This window comes from Vibrio crassostreae (assembly GCF_024347415.1).
GTDB lineage: Bacteria > Pseudomonadota > Gammaproteobacteria > Enterobacterales > Vibrionaceae > Vibrio > Vibrio crassostreae.
Genome location: NZ_AP025476.1, coordinates 1,641,707 through 1,658,760, shown reverse-complemented (window position 1 = coordinate 1,658,760; position 17,054 = coordinate 1,641,707). Strand labels below are relative to the sequence as shown.

Below are 17,054 nucleotides of genomic sequence, written 5' to 3'. Positions count from 1 at the left end.
GTCGTTACTCCCAATGAACCGACATTTTGTAATACGCAACGCCCGATTTTTCAAATTCAGAGCCTTCTACAGCCATCCCAAACTTTTGATAAAAACCTAAAGCCGTTGTACGCGCATCACACCAAAAATATTGGATGTTTGAATCTTTGAGGTTAGAGGTTGCATGCTCAATCACGTTTGAACCGATTCCCTGCCCTTGGAATTCAGGCAGCGTGGCAAACTTTCTCAGCCTCGCTTCATTGCCTTGGATATAGATAGACGCGACACAAACCAACTGCTCACCAACAAACGCGCCGTAATGCGTTGCTTGTTCGTCATTTGCCACCATACAAAACGACATCGGTTTATCAGGCCAAAGCACTTGATGCCTAACCGGAAGTACCTCCGTCGCTGAAAGCTGTTTTATTTCCATATTCTTGGTTTAACTCCCGACTTGATGACCCTTGTTGTAATTGCAGCGCTTGTGATTGCCATGATTGTTATTACTAAGCTTATTATTACTAAAATTGGTAAGTCATTAAGTGATAACGCTCTAATCCCTCTCCCTTTGTGGATGAGATAACAAAGCCTTGCGACTGATAAAAGCCAATGGCGTTTTCATTAGCAGTCAAGCACTTCAAAGTCAGATCAGAGTAATGTTGTTTGCAGGTATTGAGTAAAGCAGAGCCTGCCCCAGAACGTAGCGTTCGCGGGCAAACATAGAGGTGATGGATGAAGCTTTCAGGTTTCCAAATAGAGGCAAAACCTAAAACCTTATTGCCAGAAACGGCGACCCATATTTCTTCACCTTTTGTATCTAAATCGAAATCGGATAACTTAAAAGCGTCAGTATCAGCCCAATGAAAGGTGTCCTGTCTTGATTCTAGATAGAGCGTCTGTAAAGCGGTTAAATACTTGGGTTGATACCTTGTAACTTCCATGTCGCTCCTGCCAATCCATATGACTAGAATTAAGGTTGTGGGTTAAGCTTTTCTACCTATTAGCCATAGGGTGTTCAGGGTTTAACTGAAGCAGATCCCACAAGTTGCCGTAAAGATCTTCAAACACAGCAACGGTGCCGTAGCCTTGCTCTTTTGGCTCTCGGACAAAGTTAATGCCCAAAGACGTCATACGTTCGTAATCACGCCAGAAATCATCGGTGTTTAAGAATAGGAATACGCGTCCACCAGCTTGGTTACCGATAAAATCAAGCTGCTCTGGCTTGGAAGCTCTAGCAAGTAATAGGCTTACACCGGTTGAATTTGGTGGAGCAACAACAACCCAACGCTTATCTTCTTCTGGTAAATACGTATCTTCAATGAGCTCAAACTTGAGCTTGTTTACGTAGAAATCAAGCGCTTCATCGTAGTCTTTTACCACGAGTGCAATGTGGACAATATTCTGTTTCATAACATATCTTGTTGGGGTTTTAACTGCGTGGAATGATGCCACGAAGCAGGAAAAGACACTAGGTGTCGCATCGTCAATCGTCGTAGCCGCCCTTAATAATCTAAAAGCTACGCATCACCTATAACTGCCAGAATCCGAGCTCGACGCCACCCTGAATAACAATAGCACACATGCCGTGACGTGGTAACTCCATTGGCGGCACCGCAACTTCGGCGCCTAGTTTCACGGCTGCATTTACTGCAGACTGAATGTCCTCAACCAGTGTGTAATGACGAACAGTTGGTTCTTCAGTTTCACGAAGCGGTGCTCGAATGCCTATTACCCCACCATTAGATAGCTTTGCAGTGCGCGCCCCACCAAGGTTAACATCAGCACCACTGAACTTCACGTTATAGAGCTGAGCGTATGTAGCACAAACGACATCGACTTCTGAGGTAACCACTTCAAGATATTGAACCTTCATCAAATTTCCTTCTCGTGTTCTTTAAGACTCTCAATCTGCATACAGCTGTGCAGGTGTTTCTCATCAACAATTAATCGGTTTCATATTACTAAGCAATTCGACCGCGCATGATAAATTGCGGGCCTGCTGCGCCACCTAGATACTGTTCATTGGTATCTTCGAAGCCGCCTTTCTTATAACAGTTAAATGCTGCGGGATTTTTACAATTCACAGTTAAGTAAATGGACTCATACGCTGAGTAATTCGCTTTTAAATACGGAAACAAAGCCTTCACCGTGCCTGTTCCTAAACCTTTACCTTGCTGGTTTTTATCAAGCACAAAAGCTCTTAACCCAATGCTTCCTTCAGGGCAAAACTCATAAAAATCTGGGTAAGCGATATCCAGCTTAAAGAAGCCAACGACTTCGTTATCAGACTTAATCACGTGCAAGTGCGTCGTTTCACTGCCGTCTAATAAAAACTCCGCAGCGGTACCTGCGAACTTAACCTGTTCATCGGCGAGTTGGATAGCCTGAACTAACGCCACATGTGATTCTTCAAGCCTTTCGATAGTTATCATTGTTGTTCCTTCTGTATAACACGCACGAAAAAGCACTAAAGCTCATCGCTGGTGTCTCGAGAACCGTAGTTTGGGAAGTTGATATTAAGAACGTTATCGTCCTCAAGAGTGAATAGAACACTTCCATTCTCTACACCGGTTTCGTTCCTATCCGAACAACCTAGAAACAACTCCCAATCAAACGAATATTGAAGTCGGTATTGATTCGCATTGATGTATAGAACGTCTTTGATTTTAATGCCGTTCACTACATGCGCCATATCATCGATATATGACAGATCAGGGATTAACTTTTCTTCGAAATCACTCTTATGCTCGGTTAAGAAATTGAGCAGTTCAGGACATAACTCGGAGCCATGAACCAATGGTTTAGACAGACGAGAAAACAACATTTCTAAATACTCCAAGTATTGGGCAGCCACGCGCGAGTCTGTTACATATTCAAGCACAGCCAGCACGAACCGTTAAGGCTAAACGTTACTATTATCCGAGCTATTAAACGAGTACATTCGAACTTCATCTCGAGGAAACCAACCCAACTTTTCGTAAAACTGTTGAGCGTTGATGTTGTCGTTATAGACAAACAAGTGGGTCTTCGGGATGCCTAACTCTGCAAGTGCGTTGACCGCCTCTGCGACAAGTTTACAACCTAACTTTTGCCCTCTAAAGTTGGCCGAGACAGCTAGGTGCTGTAAATACCCACGACGTCCATCCGTTCCGACCAACACAGCACCAATGATCTCGTTGTTTCTCACAGCCACAAAACTCAAACCAGGGTTACGTTCTAAATAGCTCGCAATACTTTCTTTTGAATCAGCATCGCGAATACTCATGCCTTCTGTCTGGCACCACAACACGATCACTGAGTCATAGTCTGAAATAGCCATTTCTCGAATATTGACCACTGTACTCTCCTTGTATATACGGGTATTTAGTTAGCCGTGTGTCTCATAAGAATTGAATAGCCAATAAGGTTTATGTGTTAAAGAATATCTTGGCAGAACCTAAACAAATAGCCGTCTGGAGTTTGAACGATGAACTGCTTCTGAGTCGCAATCGAATCACCACACTGATAAGACTTCGACTCTAACGCTAAGTAAATAGAATCAGCGGCGCTTTCGTTAACTCTCTGATAAAGAGGTTCGATGTCGATAACATCCCATTGGAAGTTAACACCACGCCCTAACGGAAACACTAGGTCACCTGAAAGCCATTTTCGACTTTTGCCCGCAATCCCTTCAAGCATCACATCAACACCATCAAGCGTTAGATAAGCAAACTCCTCATCTGGGCGCTCGTATTTAACTTCAAACCCTAACACATCGACAAAGAAGGATTTGCTCACATTAATATCGAAACAATAAAGCTCCGGAACTACTCGTAACGTCATGATTTACCTGTCTCATTATTTTATTACTGATTAGTCCTCTTCTTTTAATGCTAGAGGGCTATTGCGTTACTTTCTTTATTGGCTGACACACAAACAACACGTAAAACAATGTAAAACTAAGCACCATGGCACCAAAAGTGCTAAACCCAGCATAATTCATTGAAGTCGAAACCGTAAAAGGAGCAACAAAAAAGAGTGAGTAGTAATAAATAGTAAAAGGCTTCAATACTTGAGCGCATTGTCTACATGGTATGTGCTTGGAAGGATGCAACTTTGATTTCTCTTTAATAGAAACCGACGCCCCACAATTTGGACACTTGAACATCGAACATCTCCTTAATACGACCAAACCTACCGTTTCAATACTGCAAGGCGCAGTGAGAGTACCTTGTTAGTTGACTTAGTACGTTGCGCCATTGATCTTACGAACTGGGATACTTGCAAGCACTTCATTTTCGGCCATTCTCATGTTCACGGCCAAAATATCTGCGGAGCATTTCTCTGTCGTTACATAGTGCGTCAAACATCCACATGACTTACAACGATGAAATTCGACTTCTTTATCACCCCAACAATAAAACTCAGTTTTCTCGCTCAAGTTGATCAGAACTTGCTCTGGAGAAAAATACGCCCAAGCGGCAGCATAACGACGACAGATAGAACAATTACACTCCCCGACTTCGTCTGGAAGCGAGCTCAGTTCTAAGCTCACATTTCCACAGTGACACTTTAATTCCATTTGATTATTCCCTGTATTCACATAGCAACGAACTAACAATTTGTATTACTGCGCTAGCTTCCCAAGGATGACCTGATCGCTCAACAGATTCGTCAGAGGAAGAAACAATGGCTCAGGTAACTCATCTAGCTTAAACCATTTCCATTGCTTACATTTATCTGGCTCTGTCACCTCTGGTTCGCCGCTAGCGTCAGAAGTAACAACAAACAGCGTTATATAGTGCTTGTTCTCATTCTCAAAAATATCATTGGTAAAAGAGAGCTTCTCAAATGCACTAACGACTAAGCCCGTCTCTTCAAGTGTTTCGCGTTTGGCACACTCTTCAATGCTTTCCCCCCATTCAAGGTGTCCGCCCGGCGTTGCCCAAGTATGAGCCCCATGAGAACCAATTCGTTCTCCAAGTAACACTCGCCCTTCACGTAGAATAACCGCAGCGACACCTACTCTTACTTCCTGACTCACTTAAAACTCCTTAATTCTTACTAAAAGACAAACGAACAGCTAAGTGACTAACAATTCTGAGATTGCGTTCAAATTTACCACTAACGCCGAGCCGAGTTAAATACCAAATGTTGAGAATCATCTCGTAAAGCTCTATCGATCAATCCCAAAGGAATACTTTTACTTGCTGCCATCGGGCCTTATAACCAGCCGTCATTTTGTTGTAGTTCGCTTCTGTCATTGCTCGCTTATTCGGTTTAATCAGCATATCAAACGCATCCTCTACACCGTATGGTGAAAACACCTTGATGCCGCCTGAATCATCCAAAGTAAACCCGATAGCAAATGCAGAAAGCCAAGACTCGATACCTTGTTCAACACGATCGTATGGTTGAATGAAGCAACCGAACTTCTTAGCGTAATGCTCATGAATGGTCGCTTGGTTCTTTACGTCCACGTCGACACAATGGCTTAACCGCGAACGAATGCGGTTTTTGAATTCGTCCTCAGTGAGGGCTGAAGCATTATTGAAATAGACAACATCGAAGTCTTTAACTTGGTCTAGAAGCGGTTTGTTTTCGATATCATTCCAGATGATTTGAGTGATAGCACCGCCTGCAATATAGAAGTTTGGCAAGCCCACCTCACGACATACTTTTGCTGTTTCGATTAGCTCAGGAACTTGTTGAATGAGGTTCTTTAGTTTTTTTTTATTCATCGTGACCTAACTAACATCCATCTAAGGTTTGACCAACGCTACACATGAATACGCCGACCTGTCGGCATTGCTTCCAGACGCTCGCCTAATACTTCTTTCAACAAGCCATAAACTTTCTTGCCTGTGCAGTGCCCTGTATACAGTTTATTAATGGGGTATTGAGACAACGTCAATCCAAGATCTCTAATGTCTTGCTTTGTGCCACCAATACTATTGAACAATGGTAACCCCACTAGATGGAAGCCCCCGACAACGGCTTTTATTCTCTCTCCTGGGAACAGAGTAACCGCTGTATCAATCATATTGAGAACGCCACTATGAGCACAACCGGTAAATATAACTAAACCGTCTGACTCTTTAATCACTAACAGTAATTCATGATCAAATGAGTCACGCTTTCGTTGATTTTTCGACTGCGTATATAGGTATTTATTGCCCTTAGGTTGTTCGTGTTTCGCGCTAATATCAGTAATAGCAAAGACATTGGGAGCGATCTCGGTCGTACGATTGACGAAGACTAACCGTTCATTGCTGTTTTCTAATAAACCCGTATTGATCCCGACGTCACTTTTTAAACCGAAAGCCCGGAAATGATAGCTTTTCTGTTCGCAATTTTTCAGAAACACTTTGGCTTTAGAGTTATGAGCAACAAAATCGGCAGCACCATTACAATGGTCATGGTGCCTGTGTGATATGACGGCGAGGTCTACATCTTTGATATCAATCCCCAATAACGGTGCGTTTTGACAAAACGTATTGCCACTTCCCATATCGAATAAAATCTTTAGCGATTCAGTTTCAATATGCAATGATAGCCCGCGCTCAACGGCTAAGTCTTTCCTGTTATCCAGTCGAGAGTTATCAACCAGCGTCGTTATTTTCATAGTTCTCTTTTTATTTGATCACGAGTCGTACATTACCCAACGGAAATAAGGTCTTTGACCATCAATTCGCTCAACCTCTGCACCCAACCTTTTGTAAAAATCATGCGCTTTCTTATTGTACGGACTTGCCGTCCATGAGATGTGAGAGGCAGACGATGACTCCGCTTGTGACTTTAAAGCCAACATAAGTTCACGGCCATACCCTTTTGACCTTTGATTTCCTATAACCAGTAGGTCGTCAAGCCAGATTGATGGCTCTCCACTGAAGGATGAATATCGATAGTGATACAGTGCGAAGCCAAGAGGGTCACTATTCCGTTCCAATATTAAAGCATGGGCAAATGCGTAATCACTAAATAGTGTGCGTTCGATTCTCTCTATAGTTGTCGAGATTTCACCGCTAAACCCTTTCATACTTCGGTCAAAGTCAGCTTTTTGTTCAATAAACTCTAACAAGACACTTGAGTCTTCTTTCGTCGCAGTCCGTACGATCACTCTCTTCTCCATGGGTGAATTTATTCGTTATTGTCTAACGCTTGTTAATAGATAGAAATGCCGCGCATTGCGAATCAGCTTAAAGTGCTTTCAGATTTTTGTTTCGCAGACGTTATTGCTTGGGCTATTTTAGCCCTGTGACTTTCTTCCCACTCAGAGAGTGTTAGTGACGCCTCTTTACTTGCTTTCTTTGAAGCAATTAAAAACACTTCGTCTTTTCTGGATCTAGGAATAACGACAATACCTTCTGCATCAGCAACAATGATATCTCCCGTAGAGACCTTTGCTCCCCCGCAAGTGATTGGAGCGCCCAATTCAGAATAAACCTCTTTCTTTCCCGGAACTGGATGAACACCTTTCGCAAAAACTGGAAACTTCATATCTGAAATTTCACTCAAATCTCGAATGACACCATCAATAATAAAGCCTTTGATACCTCGACTCTTCGCGACTGCGCATACATTACCACCAGCTACTGCATATTCGCTATCAGCTCCATCCACTACAATGATGGAACCTTCTGGTGCTTCGTATATGGCTGAATGAAGCATTAAATTATCACCAGACGTTAACTGGACAGTAAACGCTTCTCCACAAATTCGCGGCATTCCTCGCCAAAGAGGACCAATGCTAAAGTTAATAAAGTGGTCGTTACTTAGTATGTTGCCGTACTCGGTTGTCGCTAGTTTAGAAAAATCTGTCTTCATATTTACTCTCCACTTTCAAAGTGGGCAAATACTTCTGCACCAGTCATATTTTGTGTTTCATTTTTAAATTCGTAGTATTCGGGCTTTTCATCGATGAATATCTGATGAGTTAACTTGTAGTCATCCCCAGGCATCAATAAACCGACAGGAAGATGATATTGATTATTTGGCACCAAAAAGTAAAACAAGTGCGTACCACATTTACCGCAGAATCCTCTTTCCGCCCAATCTGATGACTTATATCTCACTACATTTGATTCACCTGATATTTTAACTGAGTCAGCGCAATCAATGGCTAACATAGGGCCGCCAGACCAATTTCTACACATACTACAATGACAAGTCCCCAATTCATTACTGGCGTACTCAACTTCCAACTCAACCGAGCCACATAGGCACTTTCCTTTACCTTTCATGAAACCTCCAATCTTTGCAATGTGTGTAAAATGAATAGCAGATAACGCTTTTTATACCGATGACTTAATAAGAAAGGTTATTTTTTGTTTTCCTTCTCCGACAGAAACGCGGCATACTTCTTAGAGATCCAATTATGAATATGAAGCCCTGTTTTACGAACAAGATACCAATCTATAGCAGCTAAAATCACCAAACCGGTTACAGTTCCCATTACAAAACCTCTATGCTCATTGAAATCTCACTCTAGCAAATGGTTCAGAAAAGCACCGTGAACCTAAACAAACTATTAAGACTAGATATGGATAGTTACTTTAATTCAGGAAGTATGATGCGCGCTTAAGTGTTGAACGTGATACCACCTTCAACACTTGAACCTACGCATAGTGCGAATGCCAAGCATTGTGAATTTTATTAAGCTGTATTGGTTCATGTTGATACTAAGTTTTTTAGTAAACTATTCAGGCGTTCACAATGAAATGATATTTACAATTTTAGGAGTGTCTCTTTTCACATCTGCGGTCATTACTTGGTTTTTACCACTCATAATCGTACTAGCTAACAATGAAGTTCAGAGAAAAGGACTGATACTATTCTTATAATTAGGCTTCCCCGTCTTCGGTGGAATCATTAGCTATTTGATTCTAAGTAAACAGGTAAGAACGACGACAATGTAAGGGCGAACCACTTGTGCATATAACACCAACACCTTACCTAAACCAATGTGCTATAAAAACTAAGCCGGCTTGAAGTAAAAGTGCCGAGCATTGTGTATCACTATTAAATTTGTTGTTATAGCTTTAACTTTGCATAAAAGCTTTAAGGATATTATCTGCTACGGAGTTACTTTCTAAATAGTACTCTAACGAAACGTATGGGGATTTTTCATAAACTGAGCATGAAGCACCAACTCGCAAATCTCCAACCGTTTTCGAGTAGTTCGACTTACCTGCCTCAAACTGAAATACTGGATAGTGAACCTGTAGCTTCTTGACCAAGGTGCCTAGTGCAGCAATACACTCGCTCTTAGTAACAAAACCTCGCTCGATTTTAACTCGCCCCACCAAGCCAGACTCGTTATCTATTGTAACTTCGAAGTCTGTTAGAAAACTAAGCTGAGGGTCGCTTTCTATCGCTAAAGGAACTCGAAAGGTAGTAATTGGACTATCAGTTGTAATATTGAATTTTTCCAGAGGTTTTACAGGGAAATGGCTGGCAACTTTGACTTCAAATAAAGGGAAACCTTCACCTTGAATCCTTGTGTGTCGTTCACCAGAGTAGAAGCCAGCCCCCAACATAAAACCGAGAGCAATCATGCAGACCATGACTAAAACTATTGGTATTTTGTTCATCTGATTCCTTTAATTATGGATATGCTATAACACCTTGTTATGTGCAATTTTCACCTGTTACTCTAACGTTTGTTACTGTTTTGTTACTGTTAGCTATAACATCTATCGAAATCCATTTTCCACTTTTCAGCCAATCTCTAAGGCCTGCGCTGCTACATACCCTCTTAGGAAAAACTCGATGTGAGTTCTGAGAAAACTTGGTTTTCATTGATTCAGTCAACAAGACATTGTGAATATTGATTTTCAATGAAATTACATTTTCATATATGGATACCGAACTGACGGATGCATTATTGTCATCTCCCCCCAGTAAAAGTTCTTGGAATTGTTCTTTCTGGTTTTCGTTACTTCTTTTAGCTGCGAAATCGGGGTAGTAGATTTTTGCCAGCATTACTAACGGTATTAATACCATTAAAGCTACTCTTAGTTTCTTCAAAGTGCCTCCATGCACATAACAGCTATCAGACAGAAAAATTCTGCACTTAAACCCAGAATAATTCTGACTAGTTTCTAAGATGCACAAGTAATATTCAACTAAACCATTGCATAACAATGGCTTATGTCACAGCTGATTTCAGATAAGTGAAAAATCGCTTACTTTAGTTCATCAGGAATGCGGCGATCTTTGTGGTAATACTCTCGGTCGCGTTCGTTGATTTCGCGAACCACACGGCATGGGTTGCCGACTGCGACGACATTGGCTGGGATGTCTTTGGTGACGATGCTCCCTGCGCCTATTACTGAGTTTTCACCAATGGTGACACCGGGAAGCACGACGGTGTGCGCGCCAAGCCATACGTTGTTGCCAATACGAACGGGAACATTGAACTGCGCTGCTTTTAGCCTGAGTTCTGGGCTGATGGGATGTGTGCCAGTGGCAATGGTCACGTTCGGCGCAATCATCACGTTGTCGCCGATGAATACGTCTGTGTCGTCAACCAGAGTTAGATTGAAGTTCACGTATACGTTATTGCCTAGGTGCGTGTGACGCCCCCAGTTCGCATGTAATGGTGGTTCAATGTAGCAGCCCTCACCGACTTCGGCGAACAACTGCTTCATGATCTGCTGGCGTTTATCACCTTCGCTCGGGCGAGTGTGGTTGAAGTCGTATAGCACTTCTAAGCATTGAGTTTGCTCAGCAACCAAATCAACGTCGTCACAGTAGTAAACGTCTTGGCTGTGCATTTTAGCCTTTATATCCATGTTTGAACCTATTTGATCATTGCCTTATGTCGGCATAAATAAAGAAACAGATGGATAATTTGAAGTTTTCACTGGCCTTAATGCAAGTTGGATGAATTAACGCGGCCTAATGTTTTCAGCCACACGCCACAACACACCACTTGGGTCAGTGATACAAAACTCAAGCATTCCCCAAGGCTGTTCAACAACCTCGGAAATGCTAACTTCAAATTCCGACACTACATTAGAGTTTTGGATGTGTTGATACCAACTTTTTACGTCTTCAACCAGCAAGTGCATCATGTAATTGTGACAGTGCGCAGGTTCATAAAAGTTTTGCAGAAGAAACGCACAACCGCCGTAACGCAGATAGGCGATATCGTGAAATTCAGACATCACTTCGAAGCCGATTGACTGGTAAAAACGCTTGGATAAATCGAAGTCTTTCGCGGGTACGAAAGACTTAATTTCTGAGACTTTTAGGTTTTCCATCCTACATCCTTATAGTACTGATACTCCGGTGCTGACACCCTTAACGCTTTAAGTGGTTACGGCGCTTATTCAGAGCTCTTATTCAGAGCCTTGTTGAAATGAGTCGACTTCGGCTTTAGTTAGATAACGCCACTGGCCTGCTTCAACATCCAAACGAACGTCACCAATCTGTTCACGGTGTAGGCCAACAACTCGATTCCCTACTGCAGCAAACATTCGTTTCACTTGATGAAACTTACCTTCTGTAATGGTCAACAGCACTTCTTTACTGGTAATCACTTCGAGCTCTGCTGGACGCGTCGGTTTTTGCTCGCCCTGCAATTGAATGCCCGCTTTGAACTTGTCAGCGACATCGTCTTTGACATCTCGTGACAATGTCACGCGATACGCCTTCTTACACGACTTGGTTGGCAGCGTAATGTTGAATGACCAGCGCCCATCATCGGTAATCAAAACTAAGCCTGTGGTGTCGGCATCTAAGCGGCCTGCGATGTGCAGTTCTGATGCTTTGTCTATCTCGATGTAGTTGAACAATGAAGGATAAACTTCATCGATATTGGAGCAAATAGTACCCGCTGGCTTGTGCATCAAAAGGTATCGAAATTCACGCAACTTAAGCGGTGTGCCATTCAACAAGATGGCGTTGCTTTCATGAACCTGAGTCGATTCATCGGTGACTGTTTCACTGTTTACGTTCACTTCGCCATTATGGATGCGTTCAATCGCTTCAGGCTTGGTTAGGTCAGTGCTTTTACATAGGTATTTATCAAGGCGCATTAATCGTCGGCACCACATTTAGCACAAGGCTTGTAAGTTCGTTCACCTTGCTCGATAACCACATAGCCACCAACACACTTGTCACATAGCGCCAACTTTGGGTAAGCGTCTTTCTGTTTCTTTGCGTTGATGTTGCCTTCGGTGGTGTATACGGTTCTCATTTTGATGCCTTTGCTTGAATTACGTGAGAGACGCAAATTGTATCACTTTTTACAGCTTTTATTGGAGTGGTGGTACATAGATAAATTGACTTTAAGCGCCGTAATTCCAAGCTCCCGCCCCGTAACGGCTTAACCATGAACAACAAAGTCAACGTGCCACGCCTATCAGTGGTAAAATGATAAAAGCTCACCAACTTATGAAGTCGATAATGAAAGATTGTAATCAATGCGGAAAATGCTGTATCAAATACGGAGATGGCGACCTTGCCGCGACTCAAGAAGAGATCGATTTGTGGGAGCTGTTCAACCCAGCCATCTTTGAATATGTTCGAGGAAGCGAGATATGGTTTGACCCTGAATCTGGCGAACGTTTATCTCGCTGCCCTTTTCTGGAACTGGTTCCGACGAAAGACACCATGGCTCAAGCCAAGTACACATGCAGTATTTACTTAGACCGACCAGAAGATTGCCGACACTACCCAAGCCGAATTAATGAGATGGTACGAGATGAGTGTGAAATGATTGAGGTGGTGGATTTACAAGACACGAAGAAAGCCCAAAGAAAACTCGACCTGCTGATGAAAGACAGCCGCCCTTCAAGCTATTCGTAATCGATGATCTTTTGAAGATCAATCTTCAGCATTAACTAATATGTAATAATACAGCTAATAGCAGCTAAAACCTTAAGCCAAATACTGGTTCGCTTCTAACCAATCAAGCGCAACCAGTGCTGCCAATGAACATACCGCTCTATCGTTGCCATCAATAAACTTAAGCTCTTCGATTTCAGCATCTGGAGACAGTTCGCCCGTATAATCAGCAAGGTAACAAGTCAATTGCACCGATACGCCTTCCGCTTTGCCATCAGCTTGTCCTGTAAACGTCTCGATGTATTTGATGGAATCAGGCACTAAGTCAACTGAGATCTCTTCTTTGATTTCGCGAAGCAGTGCTTGTTCATCACTTTCGCCAGCTTCACGCTTACCACCCGGTAGGTAGAACAGTTCTTTGCCTTTGGATCTCACCATCAACAGCTTGCCGTCTTTGATGAATATCCAAGCCAGCTTATCAATTACCTTATGCATGTCGTTAGACCTTATTTCTGTTTTAGTTCTCGTTATTACTGAATCTAGCCACACCATTAGTCGCGACCAAACAAAGCCTGGGTATGTTACACGCTGCAATGAATATACTCTATTGAATCGAATAGGAAATATCATTGCCAAACCGAAAAATGACAGCGTTCGAGACAATGCTCGTCAACTGTCATTGGCGTTGTTTACGGATTGCTTTCTAGTTGTTCGTAGATAGAATCAATCGACTAACCACTTAAGCGCAGAGGCATGGTCTTCGAATGACTTAATCTCACCAGACACAAACCAGCTCCCTACTTTTGAAGCGAATTCTTGCCAGCTTTTATCACCATAAATCGCGATTTTGTCTATCTTCGAATTGAGCTCTAATCCCAGTTTGAAATCATCCCAAGCAGCACGTAACTCCCAACCCGTTAAGGTGGAGATATCGACCAGCATCTTGAGTTTAGATGAATCGAGCTCTTCTAGCGTGGTTTTTAGAATTGGCATCATTGCTTGATAGTCATCGTGTGTGAGTTTGCCTTTCGCTTTGAACACAACAATGGTTTCACCGCTAACACGTTCAATTCCAACCGATATTCCGTGACGTTCGATACTCATAACCTAGCCCTCATAGTGGAAACTAGACTTAGCTTAGAGGATTAGACAGCAAAGAGATGAGAGATTGGCGTCAAAACAGACAAGCGCTTTATCTGAACTTAATATCAGAGAATTAATCGCGCTTCTCCAACAGTTCGCTTAGGCTTTTAACTTGCACGATACGTGGATGCTGTGACTTAACCTCAACTCCTTCCGTGTTCAACCACACCGCTTGCAAACCCGCTTCAAGTGCTGGGTAAATGTCTTTTTCTAAGGTGTCGCCAACCATGGTGATGTCTTGTGGTGCAACACCGAGCTTAGAAATAATGGCAGGATAGAACCCCGACTCGAACTTAGAAAAGCCAATGCTCGCCTTACAAAAGTAACCCAAGATATATTGAGATAGGCCAACGCGCTCAAAGGCACGAATGATGTCGTCTTTACTGGAGTCACCGGCATTGGTAGCAACATAAACTTGGTGAGTTTTCGATAGTTCAGCCAGTAATGCGCGAGCACCACTCACTTCTTGTACGGTTTCCCAGTCACACATCTTCCCTTGTGCGTCTGGGAAATCGACCATCAGCGTATTGCCCCAGTCGAATAGGACTATTTCTGTTAATTCGATTAGCTTTGTCATCTTGCCTCCTGCATACGATGAGTTCTCTAGTGTTTAAGCGAGCCTATAAAAACTTCTCGATAAGGATCTCGTCAAAGTACTGGTCGCCAATCTTACCGTGTTTCTTAGCCGTTCCGACGATTTCAAAACCTTGCTTAAGGTATACCGCTAACGCGCGCTCGTTGTCTGCTCTTACATAGGCGAATAGCTTTTCGTAACCTTTCGCTTTGGCTGCTTTAAATGTGTAATCAAACAACTGTTTTGCAACGCCTTGCCCACGGCTATTTGCATCAACATAAGTGCCAATAATACCAACGTGGTCAAAGGCCTTAGTGTAAGTAGCAAATGGTTCGACATTCTGAAAACCAAGTAACTGGTTGGTCGTTTCGTTGACTGCAACGCTAAACACACCACGTTTTGGGAACGACTCAATGAATCCCTTTTCTTCAACAACAGTAAAAGTCTGATCCAAGATCGTATAACGCGCTTCGATAATGATTGGATTCAATACATCAATAATGCCTTGTGCATCTTCTACCGCGACTTCTCTGATTGTTAAGCTCATACTTCTCTGCCTTTTTATTTCTTTGGGCGGATTCTATCGCTATATGCCACCCTTTTGATAGGACAGAATGTTGTCGAAGGCGATATCGAAGTAGAGTTGGTAGCTATTTTGTTCAACATAGCCCAAATGTGGAGTTGCAGTGATGTTTGCCAAGGACAGTAGCGGTTCGGAGTCTAGCTATCTTGATTTAGTCAAAGATAGCTAAAGTGCCACGCCTTGAGATTCAACATGATACTCACTGGGACTTCACTATTGATGAACCACTTTGAAACGCTCAAGTACCAGCATCATGTCTTCACTTGGGTTTATATTGAGTTCTTCACACTCACGAGAGAAGAAATTCCAGTGCGCTTCTCGCCACCATTCGAGTGTTTTATCGCCCTCTCCTTCGGCGGCAGCAAACTCCGCAGTCACTTCGTTGTATTTGCACTGTGAGACTGAAGTGATCTCTACAATGCAAACCGGTTTGCCATCCCAATCGGTGACGACTTGTAAATGCCCTACGACAGGCATCGCTTCTCCTTCGTGGCTATACCAATATTCAAGGCTACAAGATGCTTGCTTCTCACCTTTGAGTATCAGCTGCGCGCATAGGTTGGCGTTGTATTCGTCGGCGCAATAATAGTCTGTACTAAAGGAGGTGTATTGCGAGGCAACGTCTGCTGACAATGTATTGAGGTAGCTATCGAGATAAGCTTTGCTTCTTTCTTCCATGATCTTTCCAAATTCAATATAAGGTCGAGTCGATAAATACTTATAGATTAAGCATTTGACTGCATTGGAAGTAACCTATCAAGTCAGGTTATCGCTGTAAACCGAGTGAATATCAAAATGTGGGCTGAGAAAGAAGAACATGGATTGGATTTTAAGGCTTATACAGAAAGAGCTAAAAGCGTCTTTAGGCTGTGCTTTTAGCTCTGAATATCTCGTTACTAGTCGCTCGTAATTGGCAGGATACTAACGGTTCAAGAAGTCGACCGCTTTGTCTGGGAAATCGGTAAACACACCATCGACTTTGACTTGGTTGTAAAAGACATCCAACATGCCATCAAAGTTATCAGCATAAGCTGGGATTCTTCCTGGGTCGGCACGGAACGTGTACGGGTGAACATCTAAGCCCGCGTCTTTTGCTGACTTCATTAACGGTTTAATAATGATGTTATCTTTGGTCGATGCATCGTCTACCAACATTGGCTTCCAAGGACCAATTCCTTCCGCATAAGTCGCCACTTTTTCCATGCCACCAGCTTCAAACATCCAGTCGTAACTGTAAGGCGTTTCTTTGTCACCTTGGTACGTCATGGTTTCATTCCAATCTGTATAGGCCATCAACTGAACGAGCTTGAGATCCATTTCCATCGCTGGCATGAGCTCATCGTTAATGCGCTGAAGTTCATTGGCGTCGAAACACTGCAAATACACTTTGTCGTCTTTCGATAGGTAACCATATTGATGCAAGGTCGCAAGCACAGCTTTAGAGATGTCTTTGCCTTCGTGGCGATGGAACCAAGGTGCTTTGATTTCTGGGTAGATACCCACGTTATAACCAAGGGTCTTATTCAAGCCTTGGATCAGCTCGATTTCTTCAGCAAAGGTAGCGACACGGAAATCAGACTGCCACATTGGGAAGCGCGTTGGATACCCTGCCACTCTGTTACCTTGCTCATCAAGGTTAAAACCTTCAGTCACCTTTAATGATTTGATCTCAGCAAGCGTAAAATCTATCGCGTAGTAACGGCCATCTGCACGAGCGCGTGTTGGAAAGCGATCCGCGACATCGGTGACTCGGTCTAGATAGTGATCATGCAAAACCACCAATTGGTCGTCTTTGGTCATCACGACATCTTGTTCGATGTAGTCAGGTTTCATCGCATAAGCGAGCGCTTTAGCGGGCAATGTGTGTTCAGGCAAATAACCAGAAGCACCGCGATGCGCAATCACTAAAGGATCGGCGAATACATTTGCAGATAAGCTTAGTGCTAATAAGGTCAGAGACAGTGACGTTGTTTTCATTATTGTTTTCCTTGATAAAACAGA

At 42.9% G+C, this 17,054-nt stretch carries 28 protein-coding genes and 1 pseudogene; 1 reads left to right on the top strand and 28 read right to left on the bottom strand.

All coding sequences use genetic code 11. The features are described from left to right. Positions 1 to 4: 4 nt before the first annotated feature. From OC193_RS07620 to OC193_RS07520, 21 genes are all read right to left on the bottom strand, one after another. Positions 5 to 412, bottom strand: a complete 408-nt coding sequence (locus OC193_RS07620) for a GNAT family N-acetyltransferase (protein WP_048658665.1) — start codon at positions 410 to 412, stop codon at positions 5 to 7. A gap of 88 nt (positions 413 to 500) precedes the next feature. After that, positions 501 to 920 (bottom strand): GNAT family N-acetyltransferase, encoded by a 420-nt coding sequence (locus OC193_RS07615; protein ID WP_048658664.1) that lies wholly within the window; start codon positions 918 to 920, stop codon positions 501 to 503. Positions 921 to 972: 52 nt separating this feature from the next. Next, positions 973 to 1,389, bottom strand: a complete 417-nt coding sequence (locus OC193_RS07610; RefSeq protein WP_029405534.1) for a VOC family protein — start codon at positions 1,387 to 1,389, stop codon at positions 973 to 975. Between the two features lie 118 nt (positions 1,390 to 1,507). Next, a complete protein-coding gene (locus tag OC193_RS07605) occupies positions 1,508 to 1,852 on the bottom strand; it encodes a VOC family protein (protein ID WP_019823503.1) in 345 nt (114 codons plus the stop codon). A gap of 88 nt (positions 1,853 to 1,940) precedes the next feature. Then, positions 1,941 to 2,411: a GNAT family N-acetyltransferase gene (locus OC193_RS07600; protein WP_019823501.1), complete on the bottom strand. Its 471-nt coding sequence runs from the start codon at positions 2,409 to 2,411 to the stop codon at positions 1,941 to 1,943. 35 nt (positions 2,412 to 2,446) lie between these two features. Beyond that, positions 2,447 to 2,803 carry a hypothetical protein gene (locus OC193_RS07595; RefSeq protein WP_029405533.1) on the bottom strand — a complete coding sequence of 119 codons (357 nt, stop codon included), beginning with the start codon at positions 2,801 to 2,803 and terminating at the stop codon, positions 2,447 to 2,449. Between the two features lie 78 nt (positions 2,804 to 2,881). After that, positions 2,882 to 3,316 carry a GNAT family N-acetyltransferase gene (locus OC193_RS07590; RefSeq protein WP_048664970.1) on the bottom strand — a complete coding sequence of 145 codons (435 nt, stop codon included), beginning with the start codon at positions 3,314 to 3,316 and terminating at the stop codon, positions 2,882 to 2,884. Positions 3,317 to 3,393: 77 nt separating this feature from the next. Continuing rightward, the gene (locus OC193_RS07585) at positions 3,394 to 3,801 is read right to left on the bottom strand and encodes a bleomycin resistance protein (protein ID WP_048664969.1); all 408 of its coding nucleotides are present in this window, start codon (positions 3,799 to 3,801) and stop codon (positions 3,394 to 3,396) included. Positions 3,802 to 4,201: 400 nt separating this feature from the next. After that, positions 4,202 to 4,540 carry a GFA family protein gene (locus OC193_RS07580; RefSeq protein WP_048664966.1) on the bottom strand — a complete coding sequence of 113 codons (339 nt, stop codon included), beginning with the start codon at positions 4,538 to 4,540 and terminating at the stop codon, positions 4,202 to 4,204. Between the two features lie 45 nt (positions 4,541 to 4,585). Next, positions 4,586 to 5,002 (bottom strand): nucleotide triphosphate diphosphatase NUDT15, encoded by a 417-nt coding sequence (locus OC193_RS07575; protein WP_048664965.1) that lies wholly within the window; start codon positions 5,000 to 5,002, stop codon positions 4,586 to 4,588. Positions 5,003 to 5,141: 139 nt separating this feature from the next. Further along, positions 5,142 to 5,699, bottom strand: a complete 558-nt coding sequence (locus tag OC193_RS07570) for a nucleotidyltransferase family protein (RefSeq protein WP_048664963.1) — start codon at positions 5,697 to 5,699, stop codon at positions 5,142 to 5,144. A gap of 38 nt (positions 5,700 to 5,737) precedes the next feature. After that, positions 5,738 to 6,583 carry an MBL fold metallo-hydrolase gene (locus tag OC193_RS07565; RefSeq protein WP_048664962.1) on the bottom strand — a complete coding sequence of 282 codons (846 nt, stop codon included), beginning with the start codon at positions 6,581 to 6,583 and terminating at the stop codon, positions 5,738 to 5,740. A gap of 18 nt (positions 6,584 to 6,601) precedes the next feature. Then, a complete protein-coding gene (locus OC193_RS07560) occupies positions 6,602 to 7,090 on the bottom strand; it encodes a GNAT family N-acetyltransferase (RefSeq protein ID WP_048664961.1) in 489 nt (162 codons plus the stop codon). A gap of 62 nt (positions 7,091 to 7,152) precedes the next feature. Next, a complete protein-coding gene (locus OC193_RS07555) occupies positions 7,153 to 7,785 on the bottom strand; it encodes an RraA family protein (protein ID WP_048664959.1) in 633 nt (210 codons plus the stop codon). A 2-nt stretch (positions 7,786 to 7,787) separates the two neighbouring features. Further along, entirely contained in the window at positions 7,788 to 8,201 is a 414-nt protein-coding gene (locus OC193_RS07550) for a GFA family protein (protein WP_048664958.1), read from the bottom strand. A gap of 798 nt (positions 8,202 to 8,999) precedes the next feature. Next, complete coding sequence (locus OC193_RS07545; RefSeq protein WP_048664957.1) at positions 9,000 to 9,551, bottom strand: hypothetical protein; 552 nt, start codon at positions 9,549 to 9,551, stop codon at positions 9,000 to 9,002. 37 nt (positions 9,552 to 9,588) lie between these two features. Beyond that, entirely contained in the window at positions 9,589 to 9,987 is a 399-nt protein-coding gene (locus tag OC193_RS07540) for a hypothetical protein (protein ID WP_230682713.1), read from the bottom strand. A 158-nt stretch (positions 9,988 to 10,145) separates the two neighbouring features. Then, positions 10,146 to 10,754, bottom strand: coding sequence for a sugar O-acetyltransferase (locus tag OC193_RS07535; RefSeq protein WP_048664954.1), 609 nt, complete (start codon positions 10,752 to 10,754; stop codon positions 10,146 to 10,148). Positions 10,755 to 10,850: 96 nt separating this feature from the next. Next, positions 10,851 to 11,225 (bottom strand): VOC family protein, encoded by a 375-nt coding sequence (locus OC193_RS07530; protein ID WP_048664952.1) that lies wholly within the window; start codon positions 11,223 to 11,225, stop codon positions 10,851 to 10,853. 78 nt (positions 11,226 to 11,303) lie between these two features. Beyond that, on the bottom strand, positions 11,304 to 12,002 hold the full coding sequence (locus tag OC193_RS07525; protein ID WP_048664950.1) for a pseudouridine synthase: 699 nt from the start codon (positions 12,000 to 12,002) through the stop codon (positions 11,304 to 11,306). Further along, positions 12,002 to 12,163: a hypothetical protein gene (locus OC193_RS07520; RefSeq protein WP_048664948.1), complete on the bottom strand. Its 162-nt coding sequence runs from the start codon at positions 12,161 to 12,163 to the stop codon at positions 12,002 to 12,004. Before OC193_RS07520 ends, OC193_RS07525 begins: the two co-directional genes overlap by 1 nt. 209 nt (positions 12,164 to 12,372) lie before the next feature. On the opposite strand from OC193_RS07520, the gene OC193_RS07515 reads away from it, so the two are divergent. After that, entirely contained in the window at positions 12,373 to 12,774 is a 402-nt protein-coding gene (locus tag OC193_RS07515) for a YkgJ family cysteine cluster protein (RefSeq protein ID WP_048664947.1), read from the top strand. Positions 12,775 to 12,846: 72 nt separating this feature from the next. On the opposite strand, the gene OC193_RS07510 is transcribed toward OC193_RS07515, so the two are convergent. The 7 genes and pseudogenes from OC193_RS07510 to glpQ form a co-directional block, all read right to left on the bottom strand. Further along, complete coding sequence (locus tag OC193_RS07510) at positions 12,847 to 13,248, bottom strand: NUDIX hydrolase (protein ID WP_048664946.1); 402 nt, start codon at positions 13,246 to 13,248, stop codon at positions 12,847 to 12,849. A gap of 228 nt (positions 13,249 to 13,476) precedes the next feature. Further along, positions 13,477 to 13,857, bottom strand: a complete 381-nt coding sequence (locus OC193_RS07505) for a SpoIIAA family protein (protein WP_048664945.1) — start codon at positions 13,855 to 13,857, stop codon at positions 13,477 to 13,479. A gap of 112 nt (positions 13,858 to 13,969) precedes the next feature. Then, positions 13,970 to 14,473, bottom strand: coding sequence for an HAD family hydrolase (locus OC193_RS07500; protein WP_048664943.1), 504 nt, complete (start codon positions 14,471 to 14,473; stop codon positions 13,970 to 13,972). A gap of 43 nt (positions 14,474 to 14,516) precedes the next feature. Further along, on the bottom strand, positions 14,517 to 15,017 hold the full coding sequence (locus OC193_RS07495; protein WP_048664942.1) for a GNAT family N-acetyltransferase: 501 nt from the start codon (positions 15,015 to 15,017) through the stop codon (positions 14,517 to 14,519). A 39-nt stretch (positions 15,018 to 15,056) separates the two neighbouring features. Continuing rightward, positions 15,057 to 15,191, bottom strand: a pseudogene (locus tag OC193_RS07490) (NAD(P)-dependent oxidoreductase); the annotation flags it as partial. A 75-nt stretch (positions 15,192 to 15,266) separates the two neighbouring features. Then, positions 15,267 to 15,731, bottom strand: coding sequence for an ASCH domain-containing protein (locus OC193_RS07485; protein WP_048664940.1), 465 nt, complete (start codon positions 15,729 to 15,731; stop codon positions 15,267 to 15,269). A 243-nt stretch (positions 15,732 to 15,974) separates the two neighbouring features. After that, the gene (glpQ, locus tag OC193_RS07480) at positions 15,975 to 17,030 is read right to left on the bottom strand and encodes a glycerophosphodiester phosphodiesterase (RefSeq protein ID WP_048664938.1); all 1,056 of its coding nucleotides are present in this window, start codon (positions 17,028 to 17,030) and stop codon (positions 15,975 to 15,977) included. Between the last annotated feature and the right edge of the window lie 24 nt (positions 17,031 to 17,054).

What these genes read in the sequence shown, in the direction of transcription:
- OC193_RS07530 (WP_048664952.1), bottom strand. Translation starts at nt 11,225, where the DNA reads ATGGAAAACCTAAAAGTCTCAGAAATTAAGTCTTTCGTACCCGCGAAA.
- OC193_RS07610 (WP_029405534.1), bottom strand. Translation starts at nt 1,389, where the DNA reads ATGAAACAGAATATTGTCCACATTGCACTCGTGGTAAAAGACTACGAT.
- OC193_RS07580 (WP_048664966.1), bottom strand. Translation starts at nt 4,540, where the DNA reads ATGGAATTAAAGTGTCACTGTGGAAATGTGAGCTTAGAACTGAGCTCG.
- OC193_RS07545 (WP_048664957.1), bottom strand. Translation starts at nt 9,551, where the DNA reads ATGAACAAAATACCAATAGTTTTAGTCATGGTCTGCATGATTGCTCTC.
- OC193_RS07515 (WP_048664947.1), top strand. Translation starts at nt 12,373, where the DNA reads ATGAAAGATTGTAATCAATGCGGAAAATGCTGTATCAAATACGGAGAT.
- OC193_RS07520 (WP_048664948.1), bottom strand. Translation starts at nt 12,163, where the DNA reads ATGAGAACCGTATACACCACCGAAGGCAACATCAACGCAAAGAAACAG.
- OC193_RS07585 (WP_048664969.1), bottom strand. Translation starts at nt 3,801, where the DNA reads ATGACGTTACGAGTAGTTCCGGAGCTTTATTGTTTCGATATTAATGTG.
- OC193_RS07505 (WP_048664945.1), bottom strand. Translation starts at nt 13,857, where the DNA reads ATGAGTATCGAACGTCACGGAATATCGGTTGGAATTGAACGTGTTAGC.
- OC193_RS07605 (WP_019823503.1), bottom strand. Translation starts at nt 1,852, where the DNA reads ATGAAGGTTCAATATCTTGAAGTGGTTACCTCAGAAGTCGATGTCGTT.
- OC193_RS07500 (WP_048664943.1), bottom strand. Translation starts at nt 14,473, where the DNA reads ATGACAAAGCTAATCGAATTAACAGAAATAGTCCTATTCGACTGGGGC.
- OC193_RS07555 (WP_048664959.1), bottom strand. Translation starts at nt 7,785, where the DNA reads ATGAAGACAGATTTTTCTAAACTAGCGACAACCGAGTACGGCAACATA.
- OC193_RS07525 (WP_048664950.1), bottom strand. Translation starts at nt 12,002, where the DNA reads ATGCGCCTTGATAAATACCTATGTAAAAGCACTGACCTAACCAAGCCT.
- OC193_RS07550 (WP_048664958.1), bottom strand. Translation starts at nt 8,201, where the DNA reads ATGAAAGGTAAAGGAAAGTGCCTATGTGGCTCGGTTGAGTTGGAAGTT.
- OC193_RS07560 (WP_048664961.1), bottom strand. Translation starts at nt 7,090, where the DNA reads ATGGAGAAGAGAGTGATCGTACGGACTGCGACGAAAGAAGACTCAAGT.
- OC193_RS07535 (WP_048664954.1), bottom strand. Translation starts at nt 10,754, where the DNA reads ATGGATATAAAGGCTAAAATGCACAGCCAAGACGTTTACTACTGTGAC.
- OC193_RS07510 (WP_048664946.1), bottom strand. Translation starts at nt 13,248, where the DNA reads ATGCATAAGGTAATTGATAAGCTGGCTTGGATATTCATCAAAGACGGC.
- OC193_RS07570 (WP_048664963.1), bottom strand. Translation starts at nt 5,699, where the DNA reads ATGAATAAAAAAAAACTAAAGAACCTCATTCAACAAGTTCCTGAGCTA.
- glpQ (WP_048664938.1), bottom strand. Translation starts at nt 17,030, where the DNA reads ATGAAAACAACGTCACTGTCTCTGACCTTATTAGCACTAAGCTTATCT.
- OC193_RS07600 (WP_019823501.1), bottom strand. Translation starts at nt 2,411, where the DNA reads ATGATAACTATCGAAAGGCTTGAAGAATCACATGTGGCGTTAGTTCAG.
- OC193_RS07595 (WP_029405533.1), bottom strand. Translation starts at nt 2,803, where the DNA reads ATGTTGTTTTCTCGTCTGTCTAAACCATTGGTTCATGGCTCCGAGTTA.
- OC193_RS07615 (WP_048658664.1), bottom strand. Translation starts at nt 920, where the DNA reads ATGGAAGTTACAAGGTATCAACCCAAGTATTTAACCGCTTTACAGACG.
- OC193_RS07565 (WP_048664962.1), bottom strand. Translation starts at nt 6,583, where the DNA reads ATGAAAATAACGACGCTGGTTGATAACTCTCGACTGGATAACAGGAAA.
- OC193_RS07485 (WP_048664940.1), bottom strand. Translation starts at nt 15,731, where the DNA reads ATGGAAGAAAGAAGCAAAGCTTATCTCGATAGCTACCTCAATACATTG.
- OC193_RS07620 (WP_048658665.1), bottom strand. Translation starts at nt 412, where the DNA reads ATGGAAATAAAACAGCTTTCAGCGACGGAGGTACTTCCGGTTAGGCAT.
- OC193_RS07495 (WP_048664942.1), bottom strand. Translation starts at nt 15,017, where the DNA reads ATGAGCTTAACAATCAGAGAAGTCGCGGTAGAAGATGCACAAGGCATT.